The sequence below is a fragment of the Stenotrophomonas sp. DR822 genome (assembly GCF_019793815.1).
Classification (GTDB): domain Bacteria; phylum Pseudomonadota; class Gammaproteobacteria; order Xanthomonadales; family Xanthomonadaceae; genus Stenotrophomonas; species Stenotrophomonas indicatrix.
This window is the reverse complement of the sequence record NZ_CP081826.1, coordinates 1184109-1207500: the sequence shown is the minus strand read 5'-3', so window position 1 is coordinate 1207500 and position 23392 is coordinate 1184109. Positions and strand designations below refer to the sequence as shown.

Sequence of the window (23392 nt, the reverse complement as noted above, 5' to 3'; positions counted from 1 at the left end):
CCATGGCCGACTTCCCCGACCGCAGCCACTGGCAGGCCCTGCGCAGCCGCGTGGCGATTCCCGGGCAAGCGTTCGTCGATGGCCGCTACGTGGATGCCGCCAGCGGCGCGCGCTTTGATTGCATCAGCCCGATCGACGGGCGCGTACTGGGTGCGGTGGCCGACTGTGATGCGCAGGACGTCGAGCGTGCAGTGGCCTCGGCGCGCCGCACGTTCGAGGCAGGCCACTGGTCGCAGGCCAGCCCCACCCATCGCAAGCGCGTGCTGCTGGCGCTGGCCGCGCTGGTGGAGACGCACGCCGATGAGCTGGCCCTGCTGGAAACGCTGGACATGGGCAAGCCGATCCGCGATGCGCGTCGCATCGATCTGCCCGGCGTGGTGCGCTGCCTGACCTGGACCGCTGAAGCGGTGGACAAGCTGTACGGTGAAATCGCCCCCACCGGTCCGCGCGAGCTGGGCCTGGTCACGCGCGAGGCCGCAGGCGTGGTGGCGGCCATCGTGCCGTGGAATTTTCCGCTGCTGATGGCGTGCTGGAAGATCGCGCCGGCATTGGCGATGGGAAATTCAGTAGTGCTGAAACCCTCCGAGCGCTCGCCACTGAGTGCGTTGCGGCTGGCCGCACTGGCGGCCGAAGCGGGATTGCCGGACGGCGTGCTCAACGTGTTGCCCGGTCACGGCTCACGCGTGGGCGAGCCGCTGGCCCTGCACATGGACGTGGACGTGCTGGCCTTCACCGGCTCCACCGCTACCGGCGCCAGGCTGCTCGAATACGCGGGGCGCTCCAACCTCAAGCGGGTCTGGCTGGAATGCGGTGGCAAGAGCCCGCACGTGGTGTTCGCCGACGCGCCGGACCTGGATGCGGCCGCCAAGGGCGTGGCGCAGGGCATCTTCTTCAACCAGGGCGAAGTCTGCACCGCCGGTTCGCGGTTGCTGGTGCAGCGTTCGATCCGCGATGACTTCGTGCACCAGGTGATCGCCTACGGCCAACGCATGCAGCCCCGCCATCCGCTGGAGGCCGATGCACCGATGGGCGCGCTGGTCGATGCCGCGCACGTGGACAAGGTACTGGCCGATATCGCCCGGGCCGAAGCCGATGGCGCGCGCCTGCTGCTGGGCGGCCAGAGGGCCGAAGTGGAGGCGGGCGGTTGCTATGTGCAGCCGACGGTGTTCGACCAGGTACGCCCGGAACAGGCATTGGCCCGCGAGGAAGTGTTCGGCCCGGTGCTGGCGGTGCTCGGCTTCGATGACGAAGCCGAGGCTGTGCGCTTGGCCAACGACAGTCGCTATGGACTGGCCGCCGGCCTGTGGACGCGGGATCTTGGACGCGCCCATCGCGTAGCCCGCCAACTGCGCGCGGGCAGCGTGTGGGTGAACGGCTGGGACGGCGGTGACATGACGGCACCGTTCGGTGGCTACAAGCAGTCCGGCAACGGCCGCGACAAGTCGCTGCACGCCTTCGACAAGTACAGCGAGATCAAGGCCACCTGGATCCAGCTGTAGACCGCGCTACCGGCAGCTTGCACTGACCTGCAGCACCGCCTCGCGCAGCAACTGCCGGTCCACTTCCTCCACTGCGTTCTGGAAGTAGTGCATGTCCTGCTGGCCCAGCGTGCACGGGTCAACCATGTAGCCCGGTGGCCAGGTGCCGAGCATCTGGGCAACACCCTGCAGGATCTGCTCGGGCGTCATTTGCCGGTGGATCCGGAAAGGTGGGCGACGGGGGGCGAACGCCGCATGCACCTCACGGCGGCCGATCAGCTTTGCGGCCACACCCTCGGCAGTGATGCCATCGCCACCATCGATGCTGCCAGCCGGCAGCCTCAGATTCAGTGGTTGGTTGCGCGCAGCCGCGCTGCGTTGCCGATCGACATGCGCTGAGCGCTGCTTGGCCTGCGCAGTAGGAAGCGCGGGGGCGTGCGGAACCTGGTGCGGCGCAGCCGCCGGCCGTGATGCATCGACAACCAGACGGCTCATCGGCGGCGCTTCCGGCGGCAGCCAACGCAGGCTGATCCGCGAATTGTCGTGTGCGATCAAGGCGATGCGCCCCGCATGCAACAGCCACCACAGCATCAGCAGATGCACCAGCAGCACCACCAGCCATGCAGCCAGGCGAGGCAGCAGCGGGGAATCGGAGCACGACTGCGGGGCGGCAGAACCCATCGGTGAAGCATCCATGCAGGGACCGGTGGTGCAGCGTAGCGGCCCCCGGGAAAGAATTCGTTGGCCTCGGTGTCGCCTGAAACCATTGCCCCGGCGGGGCGGCCAAGCGTGGCAGAATCGGTCGATCCGCCGTTACCCGCCTTGCCGATGTCGACGATCACCGCTGCCGCGCCACCCGTGAATTCTCCCCGCCGTGTCCTGCTGGCCAGCCTGATCGGCACCACCATCGAGTTCTTCGACTTCTACATCTACGCCACCGCCGCGGTGCTGGTGTTCCCGCACCTGTTCTTCCCGGAAAGCAGCGACCAGGCCGCCTTGCTGCAGTCCCTGGCCACCTTCGCGGTGGCGTTCATCGCACGCCCGGTGGGCTCGGCGGTGTTTGGTCACTTCGGGGACCGTATCGGCCGCAAGGCCACCCTGGTGGCCGCGCTGCTGACCATGGGCCTGTCCACGGTCGCCATCGGCCTGCTGCCCACCCATGCGCAGATCGGCCTGTGGGCGCCGGCACTGCTGGCGCTGTGCCGCTTCGGCCAAGGCCTGGGCCTGGGCGGCGAATGGGGTGGGGCGGTGCTGCTGGCCACCGAGAATGCGCCGCCGGGCAAGCGCGCCTGGTACGGCATGTTCCCGCAGCTGGGTGCACCGATCGGCTTCCTTCTGTCAGCCGGCATCTTTCTGCTGCTCGGTCGCTTTCTGGGCCAGGACGATTTCCTGCAATGGGGCTGGCGCATTCCGTTCGTTGCCAGCGCGCTGCTGGTCGGCCTTGGCCTGTGGGTGCGGCTGAACATCCACGAGACACCGGATTTCAAGCGCGCGCTGGAGCGCAAGGCGCCGGTGCGCCTGCCGATGTGGACGGTGCTGCGCGACCATCCGCTGCCGATGCTGCTGGGCACGCTGGGGGCGTTCGCCACCTTCGTGCTGTTCTACCTGATGACGGTGTTCAGCCTCGGCCATGGCACCGCCGTGCTCGGCTACAGCCGCGAGCAGTTCCTGCTGATGCAGATGGTGGCGATGCTGTTCTTCGCCGCCGGCATCCCGCTGTCGGCGCGCTACGGTGATCGCTGGGGAACGCGCCGCACGATGGCCATCGCCAGCGTGCTGATCATCGGCTTCGGTGTGCTGTTCGCGCCGTTGTTCCAGGCCGGCAGCCCGTGGCTGGTACTGACGTTCCTGTGCCTGGGTCTGTTCCTGATGGGGCTGACCTACGGCCCGTGCGGCACGTTCCTGGCCGAAATCTATCCGGTGGAAGTGCGCTACACCGGTGCCTCGCTGTCGTTCAACCTGGCCGGCATTCTGGGCGCAGCCCCGGCGCCGTACCTGGCGACCTGGCTGGCAGAGCGTTATGGGCTGGTCGCGGTCGGCTACTACCTGTGCCTGACCGCAGTGATCACCTTGTGCGCGCTGCTCGCCCTGCAGCGCCGCCAGCGCTGATCAGCCGAAGAAGCGCTTGAGCGTGCGGCCCAGCCAGCCGCCGCTCTGGTGCTCGCGGGCAAACTGGTTCAGGTGCTGCTTGACCTGTTCGGCATAGGCCTGGTCGTCGCCGCGGATGTGGTTGAACAGCCAGCGCGAGAGCATGGTGCGCAACTCGTCACTGATGTCCTCACCGGCCTGGAAGCGCATGCGGTATTCCGATACCCGCTTGATGAAGACCTCATGCACACGCTTGTGCGCGGCACAGAATGGATAGCCCGCTTCTTCCATCAGCTCTTCTTCGAATGCGAAGTGCGACATGGTGTAGTCCACCACCTCGTCGATCACTTCGCCCACCGCTGCCCGCTGCAGGCTGGTCTGCGCCACGTGCAGGTGGTTGAGCATTTCGATGATGCGGCGGTGTTGCTGATCGATCACATCGATGCCGATGTTCAGATCGTCCTGCCAGACCAGTAGTGCCATCCCCGGCTCCCCTTCATGCTGATGTCGGGGCCGACTGTAGAGGCGCCGCGCACGGGCGGCGTTGATCTGGATCAAGGCATGCCTGTCAGGACAGCGCAGCCTCGCGCGGGCGCAGCGGGCTGGCCACCGTGGTGCAGCTGACCCGGTTGCGGCCTCCGGCCTTGGCCAGGTACAGCTGGCGATCGGCCTCGGAAATCAGCCGGTGCAGCGCATCACGCTGCGGCCGCAGGCAGCACAAGCCGATGCTGACTGTCATGCGCAGCGTGGCACTGCCGATGTCCACTTCCAGCGCGGCGATGCGCTGGCGCAGCTCCTCGAAATAGAGCAGGGCTTCGTCCTGTTCCATGTCCGGCACCAGCAGGCAGAATTCCTCGCCGCCGAAGCGCGCGATCAGGTCCTGGCTTCGCGCGTGGTCGCCGACAGCACGGGCGACCGCGCGCAGTGCATCGTCACCGGCCTCATGGCCGTGGGTGTCGTTGATGTGCTTGAAATGGTCGATGTCGATCATCGCCACCGCCACGCACTGGCCATGCAGCTGCAGTTGCGGCAGCTGGCGCTGGCTCTGTTCCAGGAAGCAGCGGCGGTTGGGCAGGCCGGTGAGGAAATCGCGGGTGGCGAGGTCCTGCAGCGTGCCGATCAGTTCCAGCTGGTCCACATTCTGCGAGACACGGCAGAAGAACTCTTCACGCGAGAAGGGTTTGCGCAGGAAGTCATTGGCGCCGTTCTTCAGGAAGCGCGGAATCAGCGACGCATCGGTATTGCCGGAAATGCCGATCACCGCCACCTTGTCGCGCGAGCGCAGGGTGCGCAGGCGTCGGGTGAACTCCACGCCCTGCATGCCCGGCATCTCCTGATCGACCACGGCCAGGCGGATCGCCGGGTGCGCCTCGATCGCCGCCAGGCCTTCGCTGCCATCGGCTGCCTCGTACACCTCATGACCGTACATGCGCAGCAGGGCGGCGGCATAGCCGCGTGCGGACGGCGAGTCGTCCACCACCAGCGCGGCGATGCGCCGGTTGCGTTCCAGGCGCTGCACCAGCCAGACCAGATAGTCGATGCTGCCCGGAGTGTTCTTCAGCACGTAATCGATGATCTGCTGCTGCAGCACGCGCTTGCGCAGGTCCTCGTCGTACACACCGCTGACCACCACCGTCGGCAGGTTGCGCTTGAGGAAGAACTCGACCACCGCGTCGCGGTCGCCATCGGCCAGCACCAGCCCGGTCAGCACCAGGAACCAGCCGCCTTCTTCACTGAGCAGGCGATCAGCTTCGGCCAGCGAGCTGGCCACCACCACCGGCAGCTCCAGGCGCTGTTCGATGGCTTCGCGCAGCATGCCGGTGAAGGCACGGGAATTTTCCACCAGCAGGATGCGCTGCGGCAGCGGATCGGCCAGGTCGCCATCGACAGCGGCCTGCGGCAGGACGGGCATGATGCGGGCTCACGTGGGAGGGCTCGGCACCGATAGCGGCGGTTTCAGGTGCAACTTTAGGACAAAAACGTCCGTACCCGCCGCCTGGCACATTGATTGGATGGGAAGCGGTTAGTATCTGCTGGAGGTTCCTGATGTTAACTTCGACCTGGAGGTCACTGTGCGATTTTCATGTTTTGGTGCGACCACTGCATTTTTGATTCTCGCCGCTGCCCCGGCATTCGCGGGCGGTCCGTCGGACTTCCATGGAAAGCCGTTGGCAACTGCTGGACTGGGTCAGGCAAGTCCTGCCGCGATCAATCTCAGTCAAGACCCCAGCTGGCAGCTGTTTGGATTCCAGCGCGATGGGATCACCTATCTACAGGTGAATGACCTGCTCGGAAACGTGCAGTTGATCATCGGCAATGCTGGAGGCACATACTGGGTGCTGCCAGCAGGCAACAACGCGGCCCGGGTTTCGCTGCCCCAGCAGCAGATCCAGATACCGGCAGGTGCCACCCGCTCGCAGATCTACAGCGCCAGTGATTTCTCGCTGGTGCGTTACCGCAGCGGCAGCGACGTTATCTGGTCGGTCGAAACACCTTAAAGACAGTGAGGAGCGCAGCGGCGTCGGGGTCTCCGCGCCGCTGCGATTGCCACGATGGACGCGGCCGAGCAGACCCCGGGCGTCAGGTCTGGGTCTGCGAGTTTCCCTGGCCGAAGGCCGTTACGTGATCCATCGCGTTGAACGATGCCATGCCGAGGGCGGCGGAATCATCCGTTTCCACCATCGCCATCCGTATCCGGTTCCGATGGCACTGCACTGTCCCGCCATACGCAATCGTCCGGCCAGCCAAGCGCTCGACCGTGGCGGTAACGGTGGACGGTGACAGGGTGCGGTATGAATCCAGTAGTGCGACCGTCATCAGGATGCCGCGGCGTCCGCCTGTCTGGCCGCAACGTACGCGGATGCGGATCTGGCCTGATTCACTGTTGATCAACAGCGAAACAGCATCGGTGAGTGCGCGATAGGCGGCTAGCTGCAGGCCGACGCTGAGCTGGCAGGGATCGCCGAGCAGGCGAGGGCGCATCACCCGATGGCTCAGGTCCCAGCTTTCACGTACGCCGCCGGCCTGGAGGGCGACATAGAGCCCGAGATGTTCCAACGCGGCCGGATAGACCATGCTGGTCTGTTCCCTGAACTGTCGCGAATGGACCGAAGCCATGTGCAGAAGGCTGTTCGCTATAGTGGGATGGCCCTGAGCATTGAGCCAGTTCACCACCTCGCTGAGCGAGGTGTCGATACCGTCCCCCAGTTTCCTCAGGTGCCGCGCGCGCTCGCGGAGATCTAGCTCGCTTGCCACCAGTGAATTTCGCGCATGCTTGAGCGCATCCCTTTCACCCACTTCGCCCAATCGCGAACGGTGGTAGTAGTGGGTAATGCGCGACCCCAGCACCAACAGTGCAGCGCCGGTGACCGCCATTATCTGCTGGGTCGCGAAGGCGGCTGGATCGAATGCTCCCGTGTAGGGACTGGGCGTGGTGAGGCCGATGATCAGGTTGAGCGAGGGCACTCCGATCGCCGCACCTCGCCAGCCGTACAGGCAGGTAAGCACGACGACCGGCAGCGCCATCAGCAGCTGCATCGACGTCTTGGCATTGACTTCGTCCAAGGGCAGCTGTGCGGCATACAGACCAATCATCGCCATCATCGTCAGGGCGGCGAGTGCAGGCGGGGCAAAGCCTGACGTCCACCGGGCGTTGCTGGTCCGTCGTGTCCACAGCAACGCGAGCGGCGCAAGGGTCAGAATGCCGATGAAGTCGCCAACCACCAAGCGTGCGATGCTGGCAATCACCGGCATCTCGGGTGGTGTCGGCCAGAGAAGGTGTGCCAGCATCAGATTGAGCGCGGTGACCACCAGCGCCGAAGCCGCCGCGACTGAAATCAGCCACGCATTCTTCGTGGTCACCATCATTTTCCGGTGGAGATGCACGATCAGCATCACGGCAGGCATCAGCAGTGCCGAACCAAGTACGATCCAGGCCAGCCCATACTTCTCGATCATTGGCACGCGCATCTGCGTAAAGTAGGCGTATTCGCCCAGCAGCAGGTATGGCCACCAACGCGGGGGGAACAACAGCACTGCAGCGACGCGGACGCCGGCCGGCAGATAGAACTGGTCGAGCGACAACTGGCGCGACGCCCAGCATGCAATGGCGTACAGCAGCGCAAGGACCAGCCCCGCCGGGCGGATACGCAACTTCAGCTGCAGGCCTTCATTCCACCAGTTCAATCGCACTACCCCTTCACAGTACGTTCCCTGTCAGCATCCATTCGCCGCGGGACCCGGTTCTCAGCGACGGTATCGACACGCGTTCGATTATGCAATCGCCTCAGCGCTCGGCCCGGCAAGTGAGAAAGTCATCACAGGAATACCGGCGGCGACGAGTTTCACAGTTTTCGGCGGGCGGTAGATTCAGCTCGCTTCCTGATCAGCTCACCACAACGCATCCCGCAGCTTGTACCAGGACATGGCCGCCACCAGCAGCGGCATGCGCAGCAGGCGCCCACCGGGGAAGGGGCCATGGCGCAGGCGCTGGAACACGTCCAGCCGCTCGCTCTGGCCAACGATGGCTTCGGCGATCACTTCACCGGCCAGCCCGGCCGCTGCCACGCCGTGGCCGGAGAACCCCTGCGCGAAGTACACATTCCCATCCAGCCGGCCCCAGTGCGGGGCACGGTTGCGGGTGATGTCCACATAACCGCCCCAGACCTGCTGCAGCGGGATGTCGGCCAGTTGCGGGAACACCTCGTGCATGCGCCGCTGCATCACCCGGTGCAGACCCGGCGGCGGCAGCGCGGAATAGCTGGCGCGGCCACCGAACAGCAGGCGGTGGTCATGGCTGAGCCGGAAATAGTCCAGCGCCCAGGCCGTATCGGAGACCGCCATGTTGTTGCCGATCAGGGCACGGGCGCGCTCGGCCCCCAGCGGTGCGCTGGCGCCGATATACGTACCGACCGGCATGATGCGCCGCTCGAGCTCAGGCACCAGCCCTTGCAACAGGGCGTTGCCGGCCACCACCAGCTGCGGCGCGCGCACGCTGCCGTGGTCGGTATGCAGCACCGCATGTGCGCCGCGTTGAATGCGCGTCACCGGCGATTGTTCGTGGATGGCCACCCCGGCTGCGCGCGCGGCATCGGCCAGCCCGCGGGCGTAGGCCAGCGGATGCAGGTGGGCGCTGAGCGGGTCGAACATCGCCGCGCGGTAGCGCGGACTGTCCAGTTGCCCACGCAGGGTATCGCGCTCCCACCACTGCATCGGGTAATCGTAATGTCGCTGCAGGTGTTCGCAGTTGGCGCGCAGGTCGCGCTCGTGGCGTGCGCGGATGGCAACGCTGGCGTGGCCCTCCACCCAATGGCACTCGATGCCATGCCGGTCGATGCGCGCGCGCATCGCCTGTACCGCCTCGCGCGACCAGTCGAAGAGGCGGCGCGCATCCTCGCGGCCGAGCTGGCGTTCCAGCTCGTCCACTTCGCAGCCGTAGCCGACCAGCGCCTGGCCGCCATTGCGGCCCGAGGCTCCCCAGCCGATCCGCTGCGCTTCCAGCACCACCACCCGCTGGCCGCGCAGGGCCAGTTCCAGTGCGGCGGTGAGGCCGGTATAGCCGGCGCCCAGTATCGCCACATCGGCATGCAGTTCACCGCGCAACGGCGGCAATGCGGGCGGTTCGGGCAGGCTGCTGGCGTACCAGCTGGGCGGGAAGGCGGCACTCACCGGCGGCCTCGCACAAGCGGGAAAGGGCGTCGGAGCGGAGGAGGACGGTCGGGCTTCACAGCGATAGTTTGGCCCAAGCCGGGCGCCCGTGGTGTGAGGGCAGCGGCTTGCCGATGTCGATGCCGGGCGCGTACCTTGATGCCACGCCAAGGAGTTGCCCCATGCGCCGCCTGCCCTGGGTGGGCCTGCCCACCGACAGCACCGTGCTCGGCCATCATCGTTTCGCGGTGGCCGGGGAAAAGTATGTGCGTGCGTTGGTTGACGCTGCGCAGGCAACACCGCTGGTGCTGCCGAGTCTGCAGCCGCTGCTGCCGGCGCGCGATTGGCTGCAGGGCCTGGATGGCCTGCTGCTGACCGGCGCGGTCAGCAACATCGAGCCGCAGCATTACGAAGGGGGCCGCACCTGGAACGGCAACTGTCATGACCCGGCGCGCGACGCCACTGCGTTCGCCCTGCTGCGCGAGGCGCTGGCGATGGATCTACCCGTGCTGGCGATCTGCCGCGGATTCCAGGAATTGAATGTGGCGCTCGGTGGCACGCTGCATCCGCAGGTACATGCAGTGCCTGGCCTGGCCGACCATCGCGAAGATCCACAGGCGCCGGTGGAGGTGCAGTATGGGCCGGCCCACGCGATCACCCTGGCCGATGGGGGTTGGCTGGCGCAGTGGTGTGCCGCCGATCGGGTGCAGGTCAATTCGGTGCACGGGCAGGGCATCGCGCAGGTCGCCGACGACCTGCAGATCGAGGCCTGGGCCGATGATGGCCTGGTCGAAGCAGCGCGCAGCCCGCGCCATCGATTCGTGCTCGGCGTACAGTGGCACCCGGAGTGGCGTGTCATGCAGACGCCGTTCTATCACGCTATTTTCCGTGCGTTCGGCCAAGCTTGCCGGCAGCACCAACAGAATCGACTGGAATCCCCATGAGTTCCCGAACGCGCCCGCGCAAGACGGCCACGCCCCCGCCCCCGCAGGAAAGCAGCCTGCTGCGTTGGTTGAAGGAGCGGCGCATCACCGAGGTCGAATGCCTGGTTCCAGACATCACCGGCAATGCGCGCGGCAAGATCATCCCGGCCGACAAGTTCTCGCACGATTACGGCACGCGCCTGCCCGAAGGCATCTTCGCGACCACCGTCACCGGTGAATTTCCGGACGATTACTACGACCTGACCTCGCCGTCGGACTCGGACATGATCCTGCGCCCCGACCCCGACACCGTGCGCATGGTGCCGTGGGCGACCGACCCGACCGCGCAGGTCATCCATGACTGCTACACCAAGAACGGCGAGCCGCATGAGCTGGCGCCGCGCAACGTGCTGCGGCGGGTGCTGGATGCCTATACCGAGCTCGGCCTGCGACCGGTGGTCGCGCCCGAGCTGGAATTCTTCCTGGTGCAGAAGAACACCGATCCCGATTTCCCGCTGCTGCCCCCGGCGGGCCGCTCCGGTCGCCCGGAGACGGCGCGGCAGTCGTACTCGATCGACGCGGTCAACGAGTTCGATCCGATCCTCGACCTGATGTATGACTACTGCGATGCGATGAAGCTGGACGTGGATACGCTGATCCACGAATCCGGCGCGGCGCAGCTGGAGGTCAACTTCACCCACGCCAATGCGATGGACCTGGCCGACCAGGTGTTCCTGTTCAAGCGCACCATGCGCGAATCGGCGATGCGCCATGGGGTGTATGCCACCTTCCTGGCCAAGCCGATGGAGAACGAGCCGGGCAGTGCGATGCACATCCACCAGAGCCTGCTGCGCATCAGCGACGGCCAGAACGTGTTCACCGGCGAGCATGGTGGTGAGGATTTCAGTCCGCTGTTCGCCCATTACCTGGCCGGCCTGCAGAAATATGTGCCGATGGCCATGGCGTTCTTCGCGCCGAACGTGAATTCCTACCGGCGCCTGGTGTTCGGCGAGGTCTCGCCGAGCAACGTGCACTGGGGCTTCGACAACCGCACCTGCGGCCTGCGGGTGCCGCTGGATACGCCGGAGAACATGCGGGTGGAAAGCCGCTTTGCCGGCTCCGATGCCAACCCTTACCTGGCGATGGCCGCGACCCTGGCCTGTGGCCTGCTCGGCATCCGTGAGCGCCTGGCGCCGGATGCGCCGGTGACCGGCAGCGCCAAGGAACTGGGCTACGACCTGCCGCGTTCGCTGGGTGAAGCGCTGGATGGGCTGGAGCAGTGCAGCGAGCTGCAGGCGCTGCTCGGCGAGCGCTTCTGCCGCGCCTACACCTCGGTCAAGCGCAAGGAATACGAGACCTTCTTCCGCGTGATCAGTTCGTGGGAGCGCGAGTTCCTGCTGCTGAACGTGTGAAGGCCGCGAATAGAAAAATCCGTCGCCGGGGGGTAGGCTGGCACCCGTCGCCGGCCCGGCCGGCCCCCCTTTCCGCATTCTGGAGCACCCGATGAAGCTGCGTATCCTCACGCTCGGCCTGGCCTCCGCCATGCTTGCCGCCTGTGGCGGCGGCAACGGCGGCGGACAGGACAGCCAGGTCCTGAACGTCTACAACTACAGCGACTACATCGCCGAAGACACCATCCCCAACTTCGAGAAGCAGAGCGGGATCAAGGTCACCTACGATGTGTTCGACAGTGACGAGATGGTCGAGACCAAGCTGCTGGCCGGCAACAGCGGCTACGACGTGGTGGTGCCGACGCTGAACTTCTTCGGCCGGCAGATCCAGGCCGGCGTGTTCCTGCCGCTGGACAAGTCGAAGATCCCGAACCTGGCCAACCTCGACCCGGCGGTGATGAAGCGCATCGCCACCCAGGATCCGGGCAACCAGTACGGTGTGCCCTACATGATCGGTACCACCGGCATCGGCTACAACGTGGACATGCTGAAGGAGCGCTTCGGTGGCAGCACCGACATCGCAAACAGCTGGGACCTGGTGTTCAAGCCGGAAAACATCAGCAAGATGAAGGACTGCGGCGTGACCATCCTGGACACGCCGGCGGACATGATTCCGATCGCGCTGCACTACCTGGGCCTGGATCCGCACAGCGGCGATCCGGCCGACCTGCAGAAGGCGGCGGACCTGCTGAAGTCGATCCGCCCGTACGTGCAGAACTTCCACTCCTCGCAGTACGTGGGCTCGCTGGCCAATGGCGGCACCTGCCTGGTGGTGGGCTGGTCGGGTGACATCATCCAGGCCCGCGACCGTGCGGCCGAGGCCAGCAATGGCGTGCACGTGGCCTATTCGATCCCGAAGGAAGGCGCGCCGCAGTGGTTCGACATGCTGGCCATCCCGAAGGATGCCAAGCACCCGGAAGCGGCCTACGCGTTCATCAACTACCTGCTGGAACCGAAGGTGGCCGCGGCCAACACCAACTTCATCCACTACGGCAACCCGGTGCCGACCGCGACCCCGCTGGTGGACGAGGCGATCCGCACCGACCCGACCATCTACCCGCCGGCCGACGTGGCGGCGAAGATGTTCACCTATTCGATCAACACGCCGGAGACCGACAAGCTCTACACCCGGCTGTGGACCGAGGTGAAGACCGGCAGGTAAGCGGTCCTGCCCGCTGGAAGAAAGTGGTAGCGCCGGGCCATGCCCGGCGGATGGCCTCAGCCCTTCCCGGAAGCGGCACCACCGGCCCGGCCAAGGTGCCGCAGGATGGCGGGCAACAGGTCGCGCGCGTCGCGACCGCCGTTGCACAGGAAGGATGAGCTCATCCGCTGCAGGTTGTGCATGCCGATGAAGAACAGGCCAGGCTGCGGGGAGACACCGAACTCGCCGAGCGGATAACCGTGTTCGTCCAGCACGCCGTCAACATCCAGCCATGGCCATTCGGCGACGAAGCCCGTGGCGAGGACAACCGAGCGGATGCCGGCAGCGTTCAGATCCAGTTTGCGCGGCGAGGCGTCCGGCTCCCAGTGCAGGTACACCTCTTCGGGAATGTAGCGGGCGTCGTCGGTGCGCGGTTCGGGCCGCGTGGCGTAGTACCCGCTTGCCAGTGAATCGAGATAGGCGTACTCGGCGCGCGTTGCCTCGACCGCGGTGCGCAGCTGTGGGCGGACATCGGCGAAGCGGGCGATGTCCGCGTCCAAGCCCTGCAGGCGGCCCAGCAGCGTGATGCCCTTGCGATGCATCGACAGCAGGCTGATCGAGCTGCCCAGGCCTGCGCGTCCCTTGCCGGAAATCAGCGGGAACTCTGCGGTCCGGGCCTTGCGCAGCGCGTCCGGCTCCCCGGCGAGTACCCCGGCCGATTCACTCACATGCTGGTGGATGCGTCCGGCCATGTCCCACCAGGTCATCGAATCCTTGCCGCGCAGCCGGCGCGTATGCGAATGGCGCTCGGCCAGCGACCAATACACGTTGCGGCCGCTGGCGCGGAGATCCTGGGCGATCTGCGCGCCGGACTGGCCGCCGCCGATGACCAGCACCGCGCCATCGGGAAGCTGCCCAGCATTGCGGTAGTTGCTGGAGTGCAGTACCGCCAGTGCCGGCCCGGGCACAAAGGGAACGCGGGGCATCCGGGGACGGCCGTATTCGCCGGTGGCCACCACCACCGCAGCGGCCTGGATCGGTCCGCGGCTGGATTCGATGGCGTAGCCGCCCGCCTTGGGCGTGACACGCAGGACCGCGCAGCCTTCGTGGATCGGCAGTAACCTTTCGCTGGCATAGTCGCGTAGCTGCTGGATCACTTCCGGTGCGGCCATGAAGCCATCCGGGTGGTCGCCGGCATAGGCGTGGCCATGCAGGGCCATCGTCGCGTTGGCGGTGTTGGTCTGGAACGAATCCCAGCGGCGCTTCCAGCTGGCACCCACGGCCTCGGCCTCCAGTACCCGATGCTTGACGCCGGCCTCCTGCAGGGCCGCGCTGAGTGACAGCCCTGCCTGGCCGGCGCCGATGATCACGACGTCACGCGGCGTAGATGCGGACGGGCAGCAGGGGAGAACCGGTGATGATTTGGAGTGGGCCATGTCGGATTCACTTGAGGGTCGAGGTGATTCCCCAATGACAGCGCGTGCCGGGTCAATGATTTCCGCTCTGAAAAACGTTGCATCTGCATGGATTGGCCACGGACCAAGGCGAAGGCGTTGGTCGCCGGGCGTCGGTGCCGTTGCACCAACGGGCCATTGGCGACAAGCCGGTGGTCGGGTCTCACGCTGATGCGATCGCCACGTTCACTCCGCGTCGGCGCCGCCTGCCCTACCTTCCCGTACGGCACTGACCACCGCCACGAGACGATGACCGAACAGCCCCAGCGCGACGACAGCGCCCACGATGATGAAAACGAGCGGCGGAAGGAGCACGCCAAGCCCTCACCGCTGAAGAACCCCAAGGTCCGGTGGATGCTGGCGATCATCGGCATCCTCGTCGTGCTGGTGCTGATCGCTTGGCTGGCCTATCACCTCCTGGTCGGCCGCTACCTGCAGGACACCAACAACGCCTACCTGCAGGCCGACGCGGTGGCGGTCGCCCCGCGCATCAACGGCTACGTCACCGAGGTGCTGGTGCAGGACAACCAGTGGGTCAAGGCCGGCGAACCGCTGCTGCGCATCGACCCGCGCACCTACCGCGCCACCCTGGACCAGGCCGAGGCGGTGATCGCCGTGCGCGAGGCCGATATCGCGGCCGCCGCCGCCGGCGTGCAGGGCCAGCAGTCCAGCCTGCTGCAGGCCCGCACCCAACTCACCGCTGCCACCGCCTCGCTGCGATTCGGCAAGGCCGAGCTGGCCCGCTTCACCCCGTTGGCTGCCAGCGGTGCCGACACCCACGAACACGTGGAAAGCCTGCGCCACGACGTCGAACGTGCACAGGCCCAGTACGATGCGGCCAGGGCGCAGATCCAGGGCGCGCAGAGCCAGATCGAAGCCAGCCAGGCGCAACTGGAACAGGCCCAGGCCGGCCTGAAGCAGGCCCAGGCCGATGCCGCGCAGGCGCGGGTCGCCTTCGAGGACACCGAGCTTCGCGCGCGCATCGACGGCCGGGTCGGCAACAAGACCGTACAGGTGGGACAGTTCGTCGCTGCCGGCACCCGCACCATGACCATCGTGCCGGTCGAGTCGCTGTACCTGAGCGCCAACTTCAAGGAAACCCAGGTGGGTCTGATGCGTGCCGGACAGCCGGCCGAGATCAAGGTCGATGCACTGCCGGGCACTACCCTGCACGGCACTGTGGAGAGCATCTCGCCCGGCACCGGCTCGCAGTTCGCGCTGCTGCCGCCGCAGAACGCCACCGGCAATTTCACCAAGGTCGTGCAGCGCGTGCCGGTGCGCATCCGGGTGGACGCCGGTGCCGAGGCGCGCAAGGTGCTGGTGCCGGGCATGTCGGTGGAAGTGACCGTGGACACCCGCAACGCCAAGGACGCGCGTGAGCGCACCCGGGACGAGGCCGAGGCCACGGCCGCGCCGGCGCGATGAATGCCACCACTGCCTCCGCAGCGCCCGCCGCCGAAGGCAAGGCCGATGCCGGTGCGTGGCTGGCCGTGGCGGCCGGCACCATCGGCTCGTTCATGGCCACGCTGGACATCTCCATCGTCAACGCGGCACTGCCCACCATCCAGGGCGAGGTCGGCGCCAGCGGCACCGAAGGCACCTGGATCTCCACTGCCTTCCTGGTCTCGGAAATCGTCATGATTCCGCTGACCGGCTGGTTCGTGCGCACGTTGGGCCTGCGCACCTTCCTGCTGATCTGCGCCACGCTGTTCACCGCATTCTCGGTGATGTGCGGCCTGGCCGATTCGCTGCCGATGATGATCGCCGGCCGGGTAGGGCAGGGCTTTGCCGGCGGTGCGCTGATCCCTACTGCGCTGACCATCGTCGGCACGCGCTTGCCGCCGAAACAGCAGCCGCTGGGCACCGCGCTGTTCGGCATGACCGTCATTCTCGGCCCGGTGATCGGCCCGCTGCTGGGCGGCTGGTTGACCGAGAACGTCAGCTGGCACTACGCCTTCTTCATCAACGTGCCCATCTGCGCTGGCCTGGTTGCCTTGCTGCTGCTGGGCCTGCCGCATGAGAAATCGAACTGGGTCGGGCTGCTGCGCGCCGACTGGCTGGGCATCGTCGGCATGACCGCCGGCCTGTCCGCGCTCACCGTGGTACTGGAAGACGGCCAGCGCGAGCGCTGGTTCGAATCGAGCATGATCGTAGTGCTCAGCATCGTCTCGCTGCTGGGGTTCGCGCTGCTGGCGCTCTCGCAGTTCATCAGCAAGGAGCCGGTCATCCGCCTCAACATCCTGTTCCAGCGCAGTTTCGGCGCGGTGTTCGTGATGGTGATGGCGGTGGGCATGATCCTGTTCGGGGTCATGTACATGATCCCGCAGTTCCTGGCGATCATCGCCGGCTACAACACCGAACAGGCCGGTTACGTGCTGCTGCTGGCCGGCCTGCCGACCATCCTGCTGATGCCGTTGATGCCGAAGATGCTGGAAACGGTGGACGTGCGCATCATGGTGTTTGGCGGGATGCTGTGCTTTGCCGCCGCCTGCTTCGTCAATCTGGGCCTGACCCCGGACAGCATCGGCCCACACTTTGTCATCGGCCAGCTGTTGCAGGGCTGCGGGCTGGCGCTGGCGATGATGGCGCTGAACCAGGCCGCCATCACCTCGGTGCCGCGCGAATACACCAGCGATGCCTCGGGCCTGTTCAACGCCGCGCGCAATCTGGGTGGTTCGATCGGCCTGGCCATTATCTCCACCTTCCAGGAGCGCCGCACCACATTGCACGTCGATGCCATCGGCAGCAGCGTCACCGCCAATTCGACCGTGGCCCAGGATGCGCTGCATGCTTACGGCCAACAGCTCGGCGACGCCACGCAGGCGCTGGCTGTGCTGGCGCAGACCGTGCAGATGCAGGCAATGGTGATGGCCTACAACGACCTGTTCTGGATCTTCGGCCTGATCGTGGTGGCGACCCTGCCACTGGTTTTCCTGCTCAAGCCCCTGCCCAAGGGCGTTCCATTGGCGATGCACTGATGACTTCGACGACCTTGCCCCTTTTCCCGGCCCTGTCCCTTCGCCTGCGCCGCCTGTGGCCAGCCACGGTGCCGCTGCTGCTGGCCGGTTGCATGCTGGGGCCGGATTACGTGAAGCCGGACGTTGCCGGCAATGCCACCGCACAGGCACGGCTGCCGCGCGCCGCGCAGGCTGACGTGCAGCCGGCCACGCCACCCAGCCAGTGGTGGCGCGCGCTGAATGATCCGCTGCTGGACCAGCTGGTGGACGAGGCGCTGCGCAACAGCCCCAACCTGCGTGCGGCCCAGGCCAAGCTGCTGGCCTCGCGCGCGCTGCAGCGCCAGCGTCGCGCCGAGCAGCTGCCCAAGGTGGGGGCAGTGGCCGGCTACGCCAACGTCACGGCGCCCGATTCCCTGGAAAACAGCGTACGTGGCCTTGGCGAGAACATCGCCGGCGTGGCCGAGGCCAACGGCCGCCCTCAGGAAGCCGCGCAGCTGCGCCAGCAGTTCGCTGATATCGATCTTGATACCGAACTGTACGTGGCCGGCTTCGACGCCAGCTGGGAACTGGACCTGTTCGGGCGCCGGCGCCGCGCAGCCGAGCAGGCCGCCGCCGAGGCCGAGGCCAACGCGGCAGCACTGGCCGACGCACAGGTGCAGCTGGCCGCCGAGTTGACCCAGGTCTACCTGGGCTACCGCAGCAGCCGCGAGCGTATCGCCCTGGCCGAACACAACCTCCGCGCCGCCGATGAAAGCCTGCAGCTGACCCGCCAGCGCCGCCAGCGCGGCGCAGATTCGGACCTTCAGGTGGAACGGGCGCAGGCCCAGCTGCAACAGCAGCAGGCCGCGCTGCCGTCACTGCAGGCACAGGCCGATGAGGCGCGCGATGTGCTGGCCCTGATGGTTGGCCGCGAGCCCGGTGCACTGGATGCGCGGCTGGCGGCGGACCAGCCGCTGCCAGCGCTGCCGGCCCGCGTGCCGGTGGATGATGCGGGCGCGCTTATCCAGCGCCGGCCGGATGTACGCAAGGCCGAGCGCGAGCTGGCAGCTTCGTCGGCGCAGATCGGCCAGGCTCTCTCGGCGTACTTTCCGCAGGTGACGTTGTTGGGCAGCATCGGCGCCGGAGCCACCTCGCTGTCCGACCTGGGGCGGGATTCGGCGGCCACGATCGTTGCTCCGTTCCTGCGCTGGTCGCTGTTGGATTTCGGCGTGAACAAGGCCCGTGTAGCGCAGGCCCGGGCGGGCAACGAGGCCAGGCTGGCGGCCTACGAGGGCACGGTGCTGGCGGCGCTGCAGGATGCGAACACGGCGCTGGCGCGGTTCGGCGCTGCGCGGCAGCAGTTGCAGGCCAGTGTCCGCGCCGAGGCCTCGGCCGACCGCTCGCTGGGCCTTATGCGCCAGCGTCGGCAGGCTGGGGCGACCTCGCAGATCGACCTGCTGGACGTGCAGCGCCAGCGCCTGCAGGCCCAGGATGCCGCCGCACAGGCGCGCCTGCAGCTGCTGGTGCGCTATGTGGCCCTGCAGAAGAGCCTGGGCCTGGGCTGGCAGGAGGCGCCGCCGGTGGCCATCCGCTGATTGCCCCGATGGCATGGCGAGGCGGCCGCCCGCCACAGCCCGTCATATCCCCTGCGGCCCCCGGCCGTTAGAATGGCGGCCGCTGTCCACCGCCCGCTCCCGGAGCCCCCATGCCCGTTGAAGCCCAGCCGGAAGCCGCCGTCGTCGAAGCGACCGGTGTGCCCGGCTATCTCTCCATTCGTGATCTGCGCAAGGAATTCGATGGCTTCGTCGCCGTCGACGACGTCAACCTGGACGTCCGCAAGGGCGAGATATTCGCGCTGCTCGGTGGCTCTGGCAGCGGCAAGTCGACCCTGCTGCGCTGCCTGGGCGGCTTCGAGACACCCACCAAGGGCAGCATCACCGTCGATGGCCAGCGGATGGATGCGCTGCCGCCGTACCAGCGGCCGGTCAACATGATGTTCCAGTCCTATGCGCTGTTCCCGCACATGACCGTGGAGCAGAACATCGCCTTCGGCCTGAAGCAGGACGGACTCGGCCGCGAGGCCATCGCCAAGCGCGTGGGCGAGATGCTCGACCTGGTGCAGATGGGCCATCTTGGCAAGCGCAAGCCGCACCAGCTGTCCGGCGGCCAGCAGCAGCGCGTGGCGCTGGCGCGGTCGCTGGCCAAGGGGCCGAAGCTGCTGCTGCTGGACGAGCCGATGGGCGCGCTGGACAAGAAGCTGCGCTCGCAGATGCAGCTGGAGCTGGTCAGCATCATCGAGTCGTCGGGCGTGACCTGCGTGATGGTCACCCACGACCAGGAAGAGGCGATGACCATGGCCACCCGCATCGCGGTGATGGACGCCGGCTGGATCCAGCAGGTCGGCAAGCCCGACGAAGTCTACGAGCAGCCGGCCAATCGCTTCGTCGCCGAGTTCATCGGTTCGGTCAACCTGTTCGACGGGGTGATCGACGAGGACCTGCCCGAATACGTGACCGTGCGTTCCCCGCTGTTCCCGGCGCCGGTCTACATCGCCCACGGCATCACCTGCTACGAAGGGCAGCCGGTCGCGTTCGCGCTGCGCCCGGAGAAGGTGATGATCGGCAAGGACGAGCCGGAAGGGCACACCAACAAGGCGCAGGGCGTGATCGAGGACATCGCCTACTTCGGCAGCCATTCGGTCTACCACGTGCGCCTGCCCAGCGGCGCCAAGGTGCTGGCCAACTTCGCCAACTCGCAGCGCTGGGCCAGTGATGGCCTGACCTGGGGCGACCAGGTGTGGGTGCACTGGCGCGACAACGACGGCGTGGTGCTGACCTCATGAGCGCCGCCGGCCTGAAGCGCTGGCTGCCGGGGCTGCGTGCCACGGTGATCGGCATTCCGTACCTGTGGCTGCTGCTGTTCTTCGCCGTGCCGTTCCTGATCGTGCTGATGATCAGCTTCTCGCACAGCCGGGTCGGCTCGCCGCCGTACACCTGGCTGCTGCAGTACGTCGATGGCGGGTTCTCGCTCAAGCTCAACCTCGAGAACTACCTGGCGCTGTTCCGTGATTCGATCTATGCGCAGGCGTTCCTGAGCTCGATCAAGATCGCCGCGATCTCGACCTTCCTCACCCTGCTGATCGGCTATCCGATGGCCTATGCCATCGCCCGCCTGTCGCCGGCCGCGCGCAACGTGGCGATGATGCTGGTGGTGCTGCCTTCGTGGACCTCGTTCCTGATCCGCGTCTATGCATGGAAAGCGATCCTGGACCGCAACGGCCTGCTCGACCAGTTCCTGCAGTACACCGGCCTGCAGTCGCTGATGACCTCGCTGGGCCTGCCGAAACTGCAGCTGATCGACACCCCGACTGCGGCCTACATCGGTATCGTCTACTGCTATCTGCCGTTCATGGTGCTGCCGCTGTACGCCAACCTGGTCAAGCATGACCACCGTCTGCTGGAAGCAGCCTACGACCTCGGCGCCAAGCCGTGGCAGGCGTTCCTGCGCATCACCCTGCCGCTGTCGAAGGCGGGCATCATCGCCGGCTGCATGCTGGTGATGATCCCGGCGATCGGTGAATTCGTGATTCCGGAAATGCTGGGTGGCTCGGAAACGCTGATGGTTGGCCGACAGCTGTGGAATGAATTCTTCAACAACCGCAACTGGCCGGGCGCCTCGGCAATGGCAGTGGCGATGATTCTGTTGCTGCTGGTGCCGATCCTGCTGTTCAACCGATCCCAGCAGCGGTTGCTGGAAGGGAAGCAGGCATGAGCCCGCGTTCTGCCAAGGGCCTGGGCCTGGGCGTGCTGCTGCTCGGTTTCGCTTTCCTGTACCTGCCGATCCTGCTGTTGATGTTCTATTCGTTCAACAGCTCGCGGTTGGCCATGGTCTGGGCCGGGTTTTCCACCCGTGCCTACAGCGACCTGTTTGCCGACCGCGCGCTGATGGAGGCGATGTGGACCAGCCTGGTGGTCGCGTTCTGGACCGCCTGTACCGCCACCGTGCTCGGCACGCTGGCGGCAATGGTGATGACCCGCTTCAAGCGTTTCCGCGGCAAGCCGTTCTTCGGTGCGCTGGTGACCGCGCCGCTGGTGATGCCGGACGTGATCCTGGGCTTCTCGCTGATGGCGCTGCTGGCCTCGATGGGCGCGATACCGGGCTTCCCGGCGCGCGGCCTGGCCACCATCTGGATCGCCCACGTCACCTTCACCCTGTGCTTCGTCACCGTGGTGGTGTCCTCGCGCCTGCAGGAGATGGACCTGTCGCTGGAAGAAGCGGCGATGGATCTTGGCGCGAGCCGGCTGACCGTGTTCACCCGCATCACCCTGCCGATCATCGCCCCGGCGCTGGTGGCCGGTTGGCTGCTGGCGTTCACCCTGTCGCTGGATGACGTGGTGGTGGCCAGCTTCGTTGCCACACCGGGCTCGACCACGCTGCCGATGAAGGTGTTCGCCTCGGTACGCATGGGCATCAGCCCGAAGATCAACGCGTTGGCCACGCTGCTGGTATCGGCAGTGTCCATCGCCGCGGTGATCGGCTGGTACATCAATGCGCGTGCGGAGAAGCGACGCCAGCGCGACCTGCAGCTGGCCCGCCAGGACAACGGCTGAGCCGCAACATCCGGCTCACGGCGGCCGGCGCACAATGGGGGTCTACCTGATGGAGACCCCCCATGACCGTCGAGATCATCAACCCGGCCACCGGCCAGGTGTCCTACCGCCATGAGCTGATGGATGCCGCTGCCATCGAGCAGCGCCTGCAGGCCGCAGCCGAGGCGTTCCCGCGCTGGGCCGAGCGCTCGCTGCAGGATCGCGGGGCGATCCTCAAGCAGATTGCCGGCCAGCTGCGTGCGCGCTGCGATGACCTGCAGCAGGCCATGACCAGCGAGATGGGCAAGCTGAAGGCCGAGGCCCTGGCCGAAGTGGAAAAGTGCGCGACCACCTGTGAGTTCTATGCCGACCATGCCGCCGATTACCTGAAGCCGCAGCTGATCGACACCGAGGCCCAGCGCAGCTACGTGCGCTATGAGCCGATCGGCTGCGTGTTCGCGGTGATGCCGTGGAATTTCCCGATCTGGCAGGTGTTCCGCTTCCTGGCCCCGGCGTTCATGGCCGGCAACGTGGCGCTGCTCAAGCACGCCAGCAACGTGCCGCAGTGCGCCGACCTGATCCTGGCGGTGTGCCGCGATGGCGGCCTGCCGGACGGTGTGTTCGACGTGCTGCACATCGACAACGACCAGGCTGCCGACGTACTGCGCGATGCACGGGTGAAGGCAGTCACCCTGACCGGCAGCGAGCGGGCTGGGCGCTCCATCGCGTCCAACGCTGGCAGCCAGTTGAAGAAGTCGGTGATGGAGCTGGGCGGCAGCGACGCCTTCGTGGTGCTCGATGATGCCGACCTGGACAAGGCGGTTGCCGCCGCGGTGAAGTCGCGCTTCGACAACAGTGGGCAGACCTGCATTGCCGCCAAGCGCTTCATCGTGGTTGAAGCGGTGGCCGAAGAATTCACCCGGCGCTTCGTCGAGGCCGCGGGCGAGCGTCAGTACGGCGACCCGAACGAGCGCGGCACCACGCTGGCGCCGATGGCCCGTGCCGACCTGCGCGACGAACTGCACAAGCAGGTGCAGGCCAGCGTCGCCAAAGGCGCGCGGGTGCTGATCGGCGGCGAACCGATCGCCGGTTCGCACGCGGGTTACCCGGCCAGCGTGCTCGACCAGGTGGGGCCGGGCATGCCGGCCTATGACGAAGAACTGTTCGGGCCGGTCGCCGCAGTGATCCGGGTCAAGGATGAAGCCGAAGCGCTGCGCGTGGCCAACGACACCCGCTTCGGCCTCGGCGGCAGCGTGTGGACGCGTGACCCGGTGCGTGGCGAGTCCTTCGCCCAGCACATGGAATGCGGTGCGGCCTTCGTCAACGCCATTGTCAAGAGCGATGCGCGGTTGCCGTTCGGCGGCAGCAAGGAGTCAGGTTTCGGCCGTGAACTGGCCGACCACGGCATCCATGAGTTCATGAACATCAAGACCATCTACGTGGCTTGATTCCCAACGGTAGTGCCGGCCGCTGGCCAGCGGCCGGCACTACCCAAGGCAGGTCATGTGCCACGACCAACGGTCGTGGCCTACCGGTCCGGTGGGTATCGACCGTGTTGCCGACCAGCGGCCGGCACTACCCAAGGCAGGTCATGTGCCACGACCAACGGTCGTGGCCTACCGGTCCGGTCGGTATCGACCGTGTTGCCGGCCAGCGGCCGGCACTACCCAAGGCAGGTCATGTGCC

Annotated in this window: 17 protein-coding genes and 2 pseudogenes; 13 read left to right on the top strand and 6 right to left on the bottom strand. The window is 66.6% G+C overall.

Annotated features, from left to right (window positions below; translation table 11 throughout):
- Nucleotides 1-2 precede the first annotated feature (2 nt).
- Nucleotides 3-1499 (top strand): aldehyde dehydrogenase, encoded by a 1497-nt coding sequence (locus K5K93_RS05615; protein ID WP_222390069.1) that lies wholly within the window; start codon nt 3-5, stop codon nt 1497-1499.
- Between the two features lie 6 nt (nt 1500-1505).
- Here the strand turns inward: K5K93_RS05615 and K5K93_RS05610 are convergent, their stop codons facing one another.
- Nucleotides 1506-2159, bottom strand: coding sequence for a hypothetical protein (locus K5K93_RS05610; protein ID WP_229655671.1), 654 nt, complete (start codon nt 2157-2159; stop codon nt 1506-1508).
- 147 nt (nt 2160-2306) lie between these two features.
- On the opposite strand from K5K93_RS05610, the gene K5K93_RS05605 reads away from it, so the two are divergent.
- Nucleotides 2307-3587: an MFS transporter gene (locus K5K93_RS05605; RefSeq protein WP_033830743.1), complete on the top strand. Its 1281-nt coding sequence runs from the start codon at nt 2307-2309 to the stop codon at nt 3585-3587.
- On the opposite strand, the gene K5K93_RS05600 is transcribed toward K5K93_RS05605, so the two are convergent.
- Together K5K93_RS05600 and K5K93_RS05595 are read right to left on the bottom strand one after the other, a co-directional pair.
- Complete coding sequence (locus K5K93_RS05600) at nt 3588-4049, bottom strand: bacteriohemerythrin (RefSeq protein WP_025875341.1); 462 nt, start codon at nt 4047-4049, stop codon at nt 3588-3590.
- A gap of 85 nt (nt 4050-4134) precedes the next feature.
- The gene (locus K5K93_RS05595; RefSeq protein ID WP_059063890.1) at nt 4135-5478 is read right to left on the bottom strand and encodes a diguanylate cyclase; all 1344 of its coding nucleotides are present in this window, start codon (nt 5476-5478) and stop codon (nt 4135-4137) included.
- A gap of 256 nt (nt 5479-5734) precedes the next feature.
- On the opposite strand from K5K93_RS05595, the gene K5K93_RS05590 reads away from it, so the two are divergent.
- Nucleotides 5735-6064, top strand: a complete 330-nt coding sequence (locus K5K93_RS05590; RefSeq protein WP_235189914.1) for a hypothetical protein — start codon at nt 5735-5737, stop codon at nt 6062-6064.
- 82 nt (nt 6065-6146) lie between these two features.
- Here the strand turns inward: K5K93_RS05590 and K5K93_RS05585 are convergent, their stop codons facing one another.
- Nucleotides 6147-7757 (bottom strand): MASE1 domain-containing protein, encoded by a 1611-nt coding sequence (locus K5K93_RS05585; RefSeq protein ID WP_261311936.1) that lies wholly within the window; start codon nt 7755-7757, stop codon nt 6147-6149.
- Between the two features lie 198 nt (nt 7758-7955).
- Nucleotides 7956-9194, bottom strand: a complete 1239-nt coding sequence (locus K5K93_RS05580) for an FAD-binding oxidoreductase (RefSeq protein WP_261311965.1) — start codon at nt 9192-9194, stop codon at nt 7956-7958.
- Nucleotides 9195-9394: 200 nt separating this feature from the next.
- On the opposite strand from K5K93_RS05580, the gene K5K93_RS05575 reads away from it, so the two are divergent.
- From K5K93_RS05575 to K5K93_RS05565, 3 genes are all read left to right on the top strand, one after another.
- Nucleotides 9395-10156, top strand: a complete 762-nt coding sequence (locus K5K93_RS05575) for a gamma-glutamyl-gamma-aminobutyrate hydrolase family protein (protein WP_222390062.1) — start codon at nt 9395-9397, stop codon at nt 10154-10156.
- Nucleotides 10153-11547, top strand: coding sequence for a glutamine synthetase family protein (locus K5K93_RS05570; protein WP_025875326.1), 1395 nt, complete (start codon nt 10153-10155; stop codon nt 11545-11547). Before K5K93_RS05575 ends, K5K93_RS05570 begins: the two co-directional genes overlap by 4 nt.
- Before the next feature lie 91 nt (nt 11548-11638).
- Nucleotides 11639-12748, top strand: coding sequence for a polyamine ABC transporter substrate-binding protein (locus K5K93_RS05565; RefSeq protein WP_222390060.1), 1110 nt, complete (start codon nt 11639-11641; stop codon nt 12746-12748).
- Nucleotides 12749-12804: 56 nt separating this feature from the next.
- Here the strand turns inward: K5K93_RS05565 and K5K93_RS05560 are convergent.
- Nucleotides 12805-14100, bottom strand: a pseudogene (locus K5K93_RS05560) (NAD(P)/FAD-dependent oxidoreductase); the annotation flags it as partial.
- 399 nt (nt 14101-14499) lie between these two features.
- Between K5K93_RS05560 and K5K93_RS05555 the strand changes: the two are divergent.
- From K5K93_RS05555 to K5K93_RS05525, 7 genes and pseudogenes are all read left to right on the top strand, one after another.
- Nucleotides 14500-15606 (top strand): annotated as a pseudogene (locus K5K93_RS05555) (HlyD family secretion protein); the annotation flags it as partial.
- Nucleotides 15603-17159 (top strand): DHA2 family efflux MFS transporter permease subunit, encoded by a 1557-nt coding sequence (locus K5K93_RS05550; protein ID WP_222390055.1) that lies wholly within the window; start codon nt 15603-15605, stop codon nt 17157-17159. The pseudogene K5K93_RS05555 and the gene K5K93_RS05550, both read left to right, overlap by 4 nt.
- A gap of 92 nt (nt 17160-17251) precedes the next feature.
- Nucleotides 17252-18712 (top strand): efflux transporter outer membrane subunit, encoded by a 1461-nt coding sequence (locus K5K93_RS05545; RefSeq protein WP_261311964.1) that lies wholly within the window; start codon nt 17252-17254, stop codon nt 18710-18712.
- A gap of 110 nt (nt 18713-18822) precedes the next feature.
- Entirely contained in the window at nt 18823-19959 is a 1137-nt protein-coding gene (gene potA, locus K5K93_RS05540) for a polyamine ABC transporter ATP-binding protein (protein WP_093817806.1), read from the top strand.
- Nucleotides 19956-20888, top strand: a complete 933-nt coding sequence (locus K5K93_RS05535) for an ABC transporter permease subunit (RefSeq protein WP_093817807.1) — start codon at nt 19956-19958, stop codon at nt 20886-20888. Before potA ends, K5K93_RS05535 begins: the two co-directional genes overlap by 4 nt.
- Nucleotides 20885-21727 (top strand): ABC transporter permease subunit, encoded by an 843-nt coding sequence (locus K5K93_RS05530; protein ID WP_093817808.1) that lies wholly within the window; start codon nt 20885-20887, stop codon nt 21725-21727. Before K5K93_RS05535 ends, K5K93_RS05530 begins: the two co-directional genes overlap by 4 nt.
- A 62-nt stretch (nt 21728-21789) precedes the next feature.
- Nucleotides 21790-23154, top strand: a complete 1365-nt coding sequence (locus K5K93_RS05525) for an NAD-dependent succinate-semialdehyde dehydrogenase (RefSeq protein ID WP_222390051.1) — start codon at nt 21790-21792, stop codon at nt 23152-23154.
- Nucleotides 23155-23392: the final 238 nt, after the last annotated feature.

What these genes read in the sequence shown, in the direction of transcription:
- K5K93_RS05565 (WP_222390060.1), top strand. Translation starts at nt 11,639, where the DNA reads ATGAAGCTGCGTATCCTCACGCTCGGCCTGGCCTCCGCCATGCTTGCC.
- K5K93_RS05570 (WP_025875326.1), top strand. Translation starts at nt 10,153, where the DNA reads ATGAGTTCCCGAACGCGCCCGCGCAAGACGGCCACGCCCCCGCCCCCG.
- K5K93_RS05600 (WP_025875341.1), bottom strand. Translation starts at nt 4,049, where the DNA reads ATGGCACTACTGGTCTGGCAGGACGATCTGAACATCGGCATCGATGTG.
- K5K93_RS05545 (WP_261311964.1), top strand. Translation starts at nt 17,252, where the DNA reads ATGCTGGGGCCGGATTACGTGAAGCCGGACGTTGCCGGCAATGCCACC.
- K5K93_RS05550 (WP_222390055.1), top strand. Translation starts at nt 15,603, where the DNA reads ATGAATGCCACCACTGCCTCCGCAGCGCCCGCCGCCGAAGGCAAGGCC.
- K5K93_RS05605 (WP_033830743.1), top strand. Translation starts at nt 2,307, where the DNA reads ATGTCGACGATCACCGCTGCCGCGCCACCCGTGAATTCTCCCCGCCGT.
- K5K93_RS05615 (WP_222390069.1), top strand. Translation starts at nt 3, where the DNA reads ATGGCCGACTTCCCCGACCGCAGCCACTGGCAGGCCCTGCGCAGCCGC.
- potA (WP_093817806.1), top strand. Translation starts at nt 18,823, where the DNA reads ATGCCCGTTGAAGCCCAGCCGGAAGCCGCCGTCGTCGAAGCGACCGGT.
- K5K93_RS05595 (WP_059063890.1), bottom strand. Translation starts at nt 5,478, where the DNA reads ATGCCCGTCCTGCCGCAGGCCGCTGTCGATGGCGACCTGGCCGATCCG.
- K5K93_RS05535 (WP_093817807.1), top strand. Translation starts at nt 19,956, where the DNA reads ATGAGCGCCGCCGGCCTGAAGCGCTGGCTGCCGGGGCTGCGTGCCACG.
- K5K93_RS05575 (WP_222390062.1), top strand. Translation starts at nt 9,395, where the DNA reads ATGCGCCGCCTGCCCTGGGTGGGCCTGCCCACCGACAGCACCGTGCTC.
- K5K93_RS05530 (WP_093817808.1), top strand. Translation starts at nt 20,885, where the DNA reads ATGAGCCCGCGTTCTGCCAAGGGCCTGGGCCTGGGCGTGCTGCTGCTC.
- K5K93_RS05525 (WP_222390051.1), top strand. Translation starts at nt 21,790, where the DNA reads ATGACCGTCGAGATCATCAACCCGGCCACCGGCCAGGTGTCCTACCGC.
- K5K93_RS05610 (WP_229655671.1), bottom strand. Translation starts at nt 2,159, where the DNA reads ATGGGTTCTGCCGCCCCGCAGTCGTGCTCCGATTCCCCGCTGCTGCCT.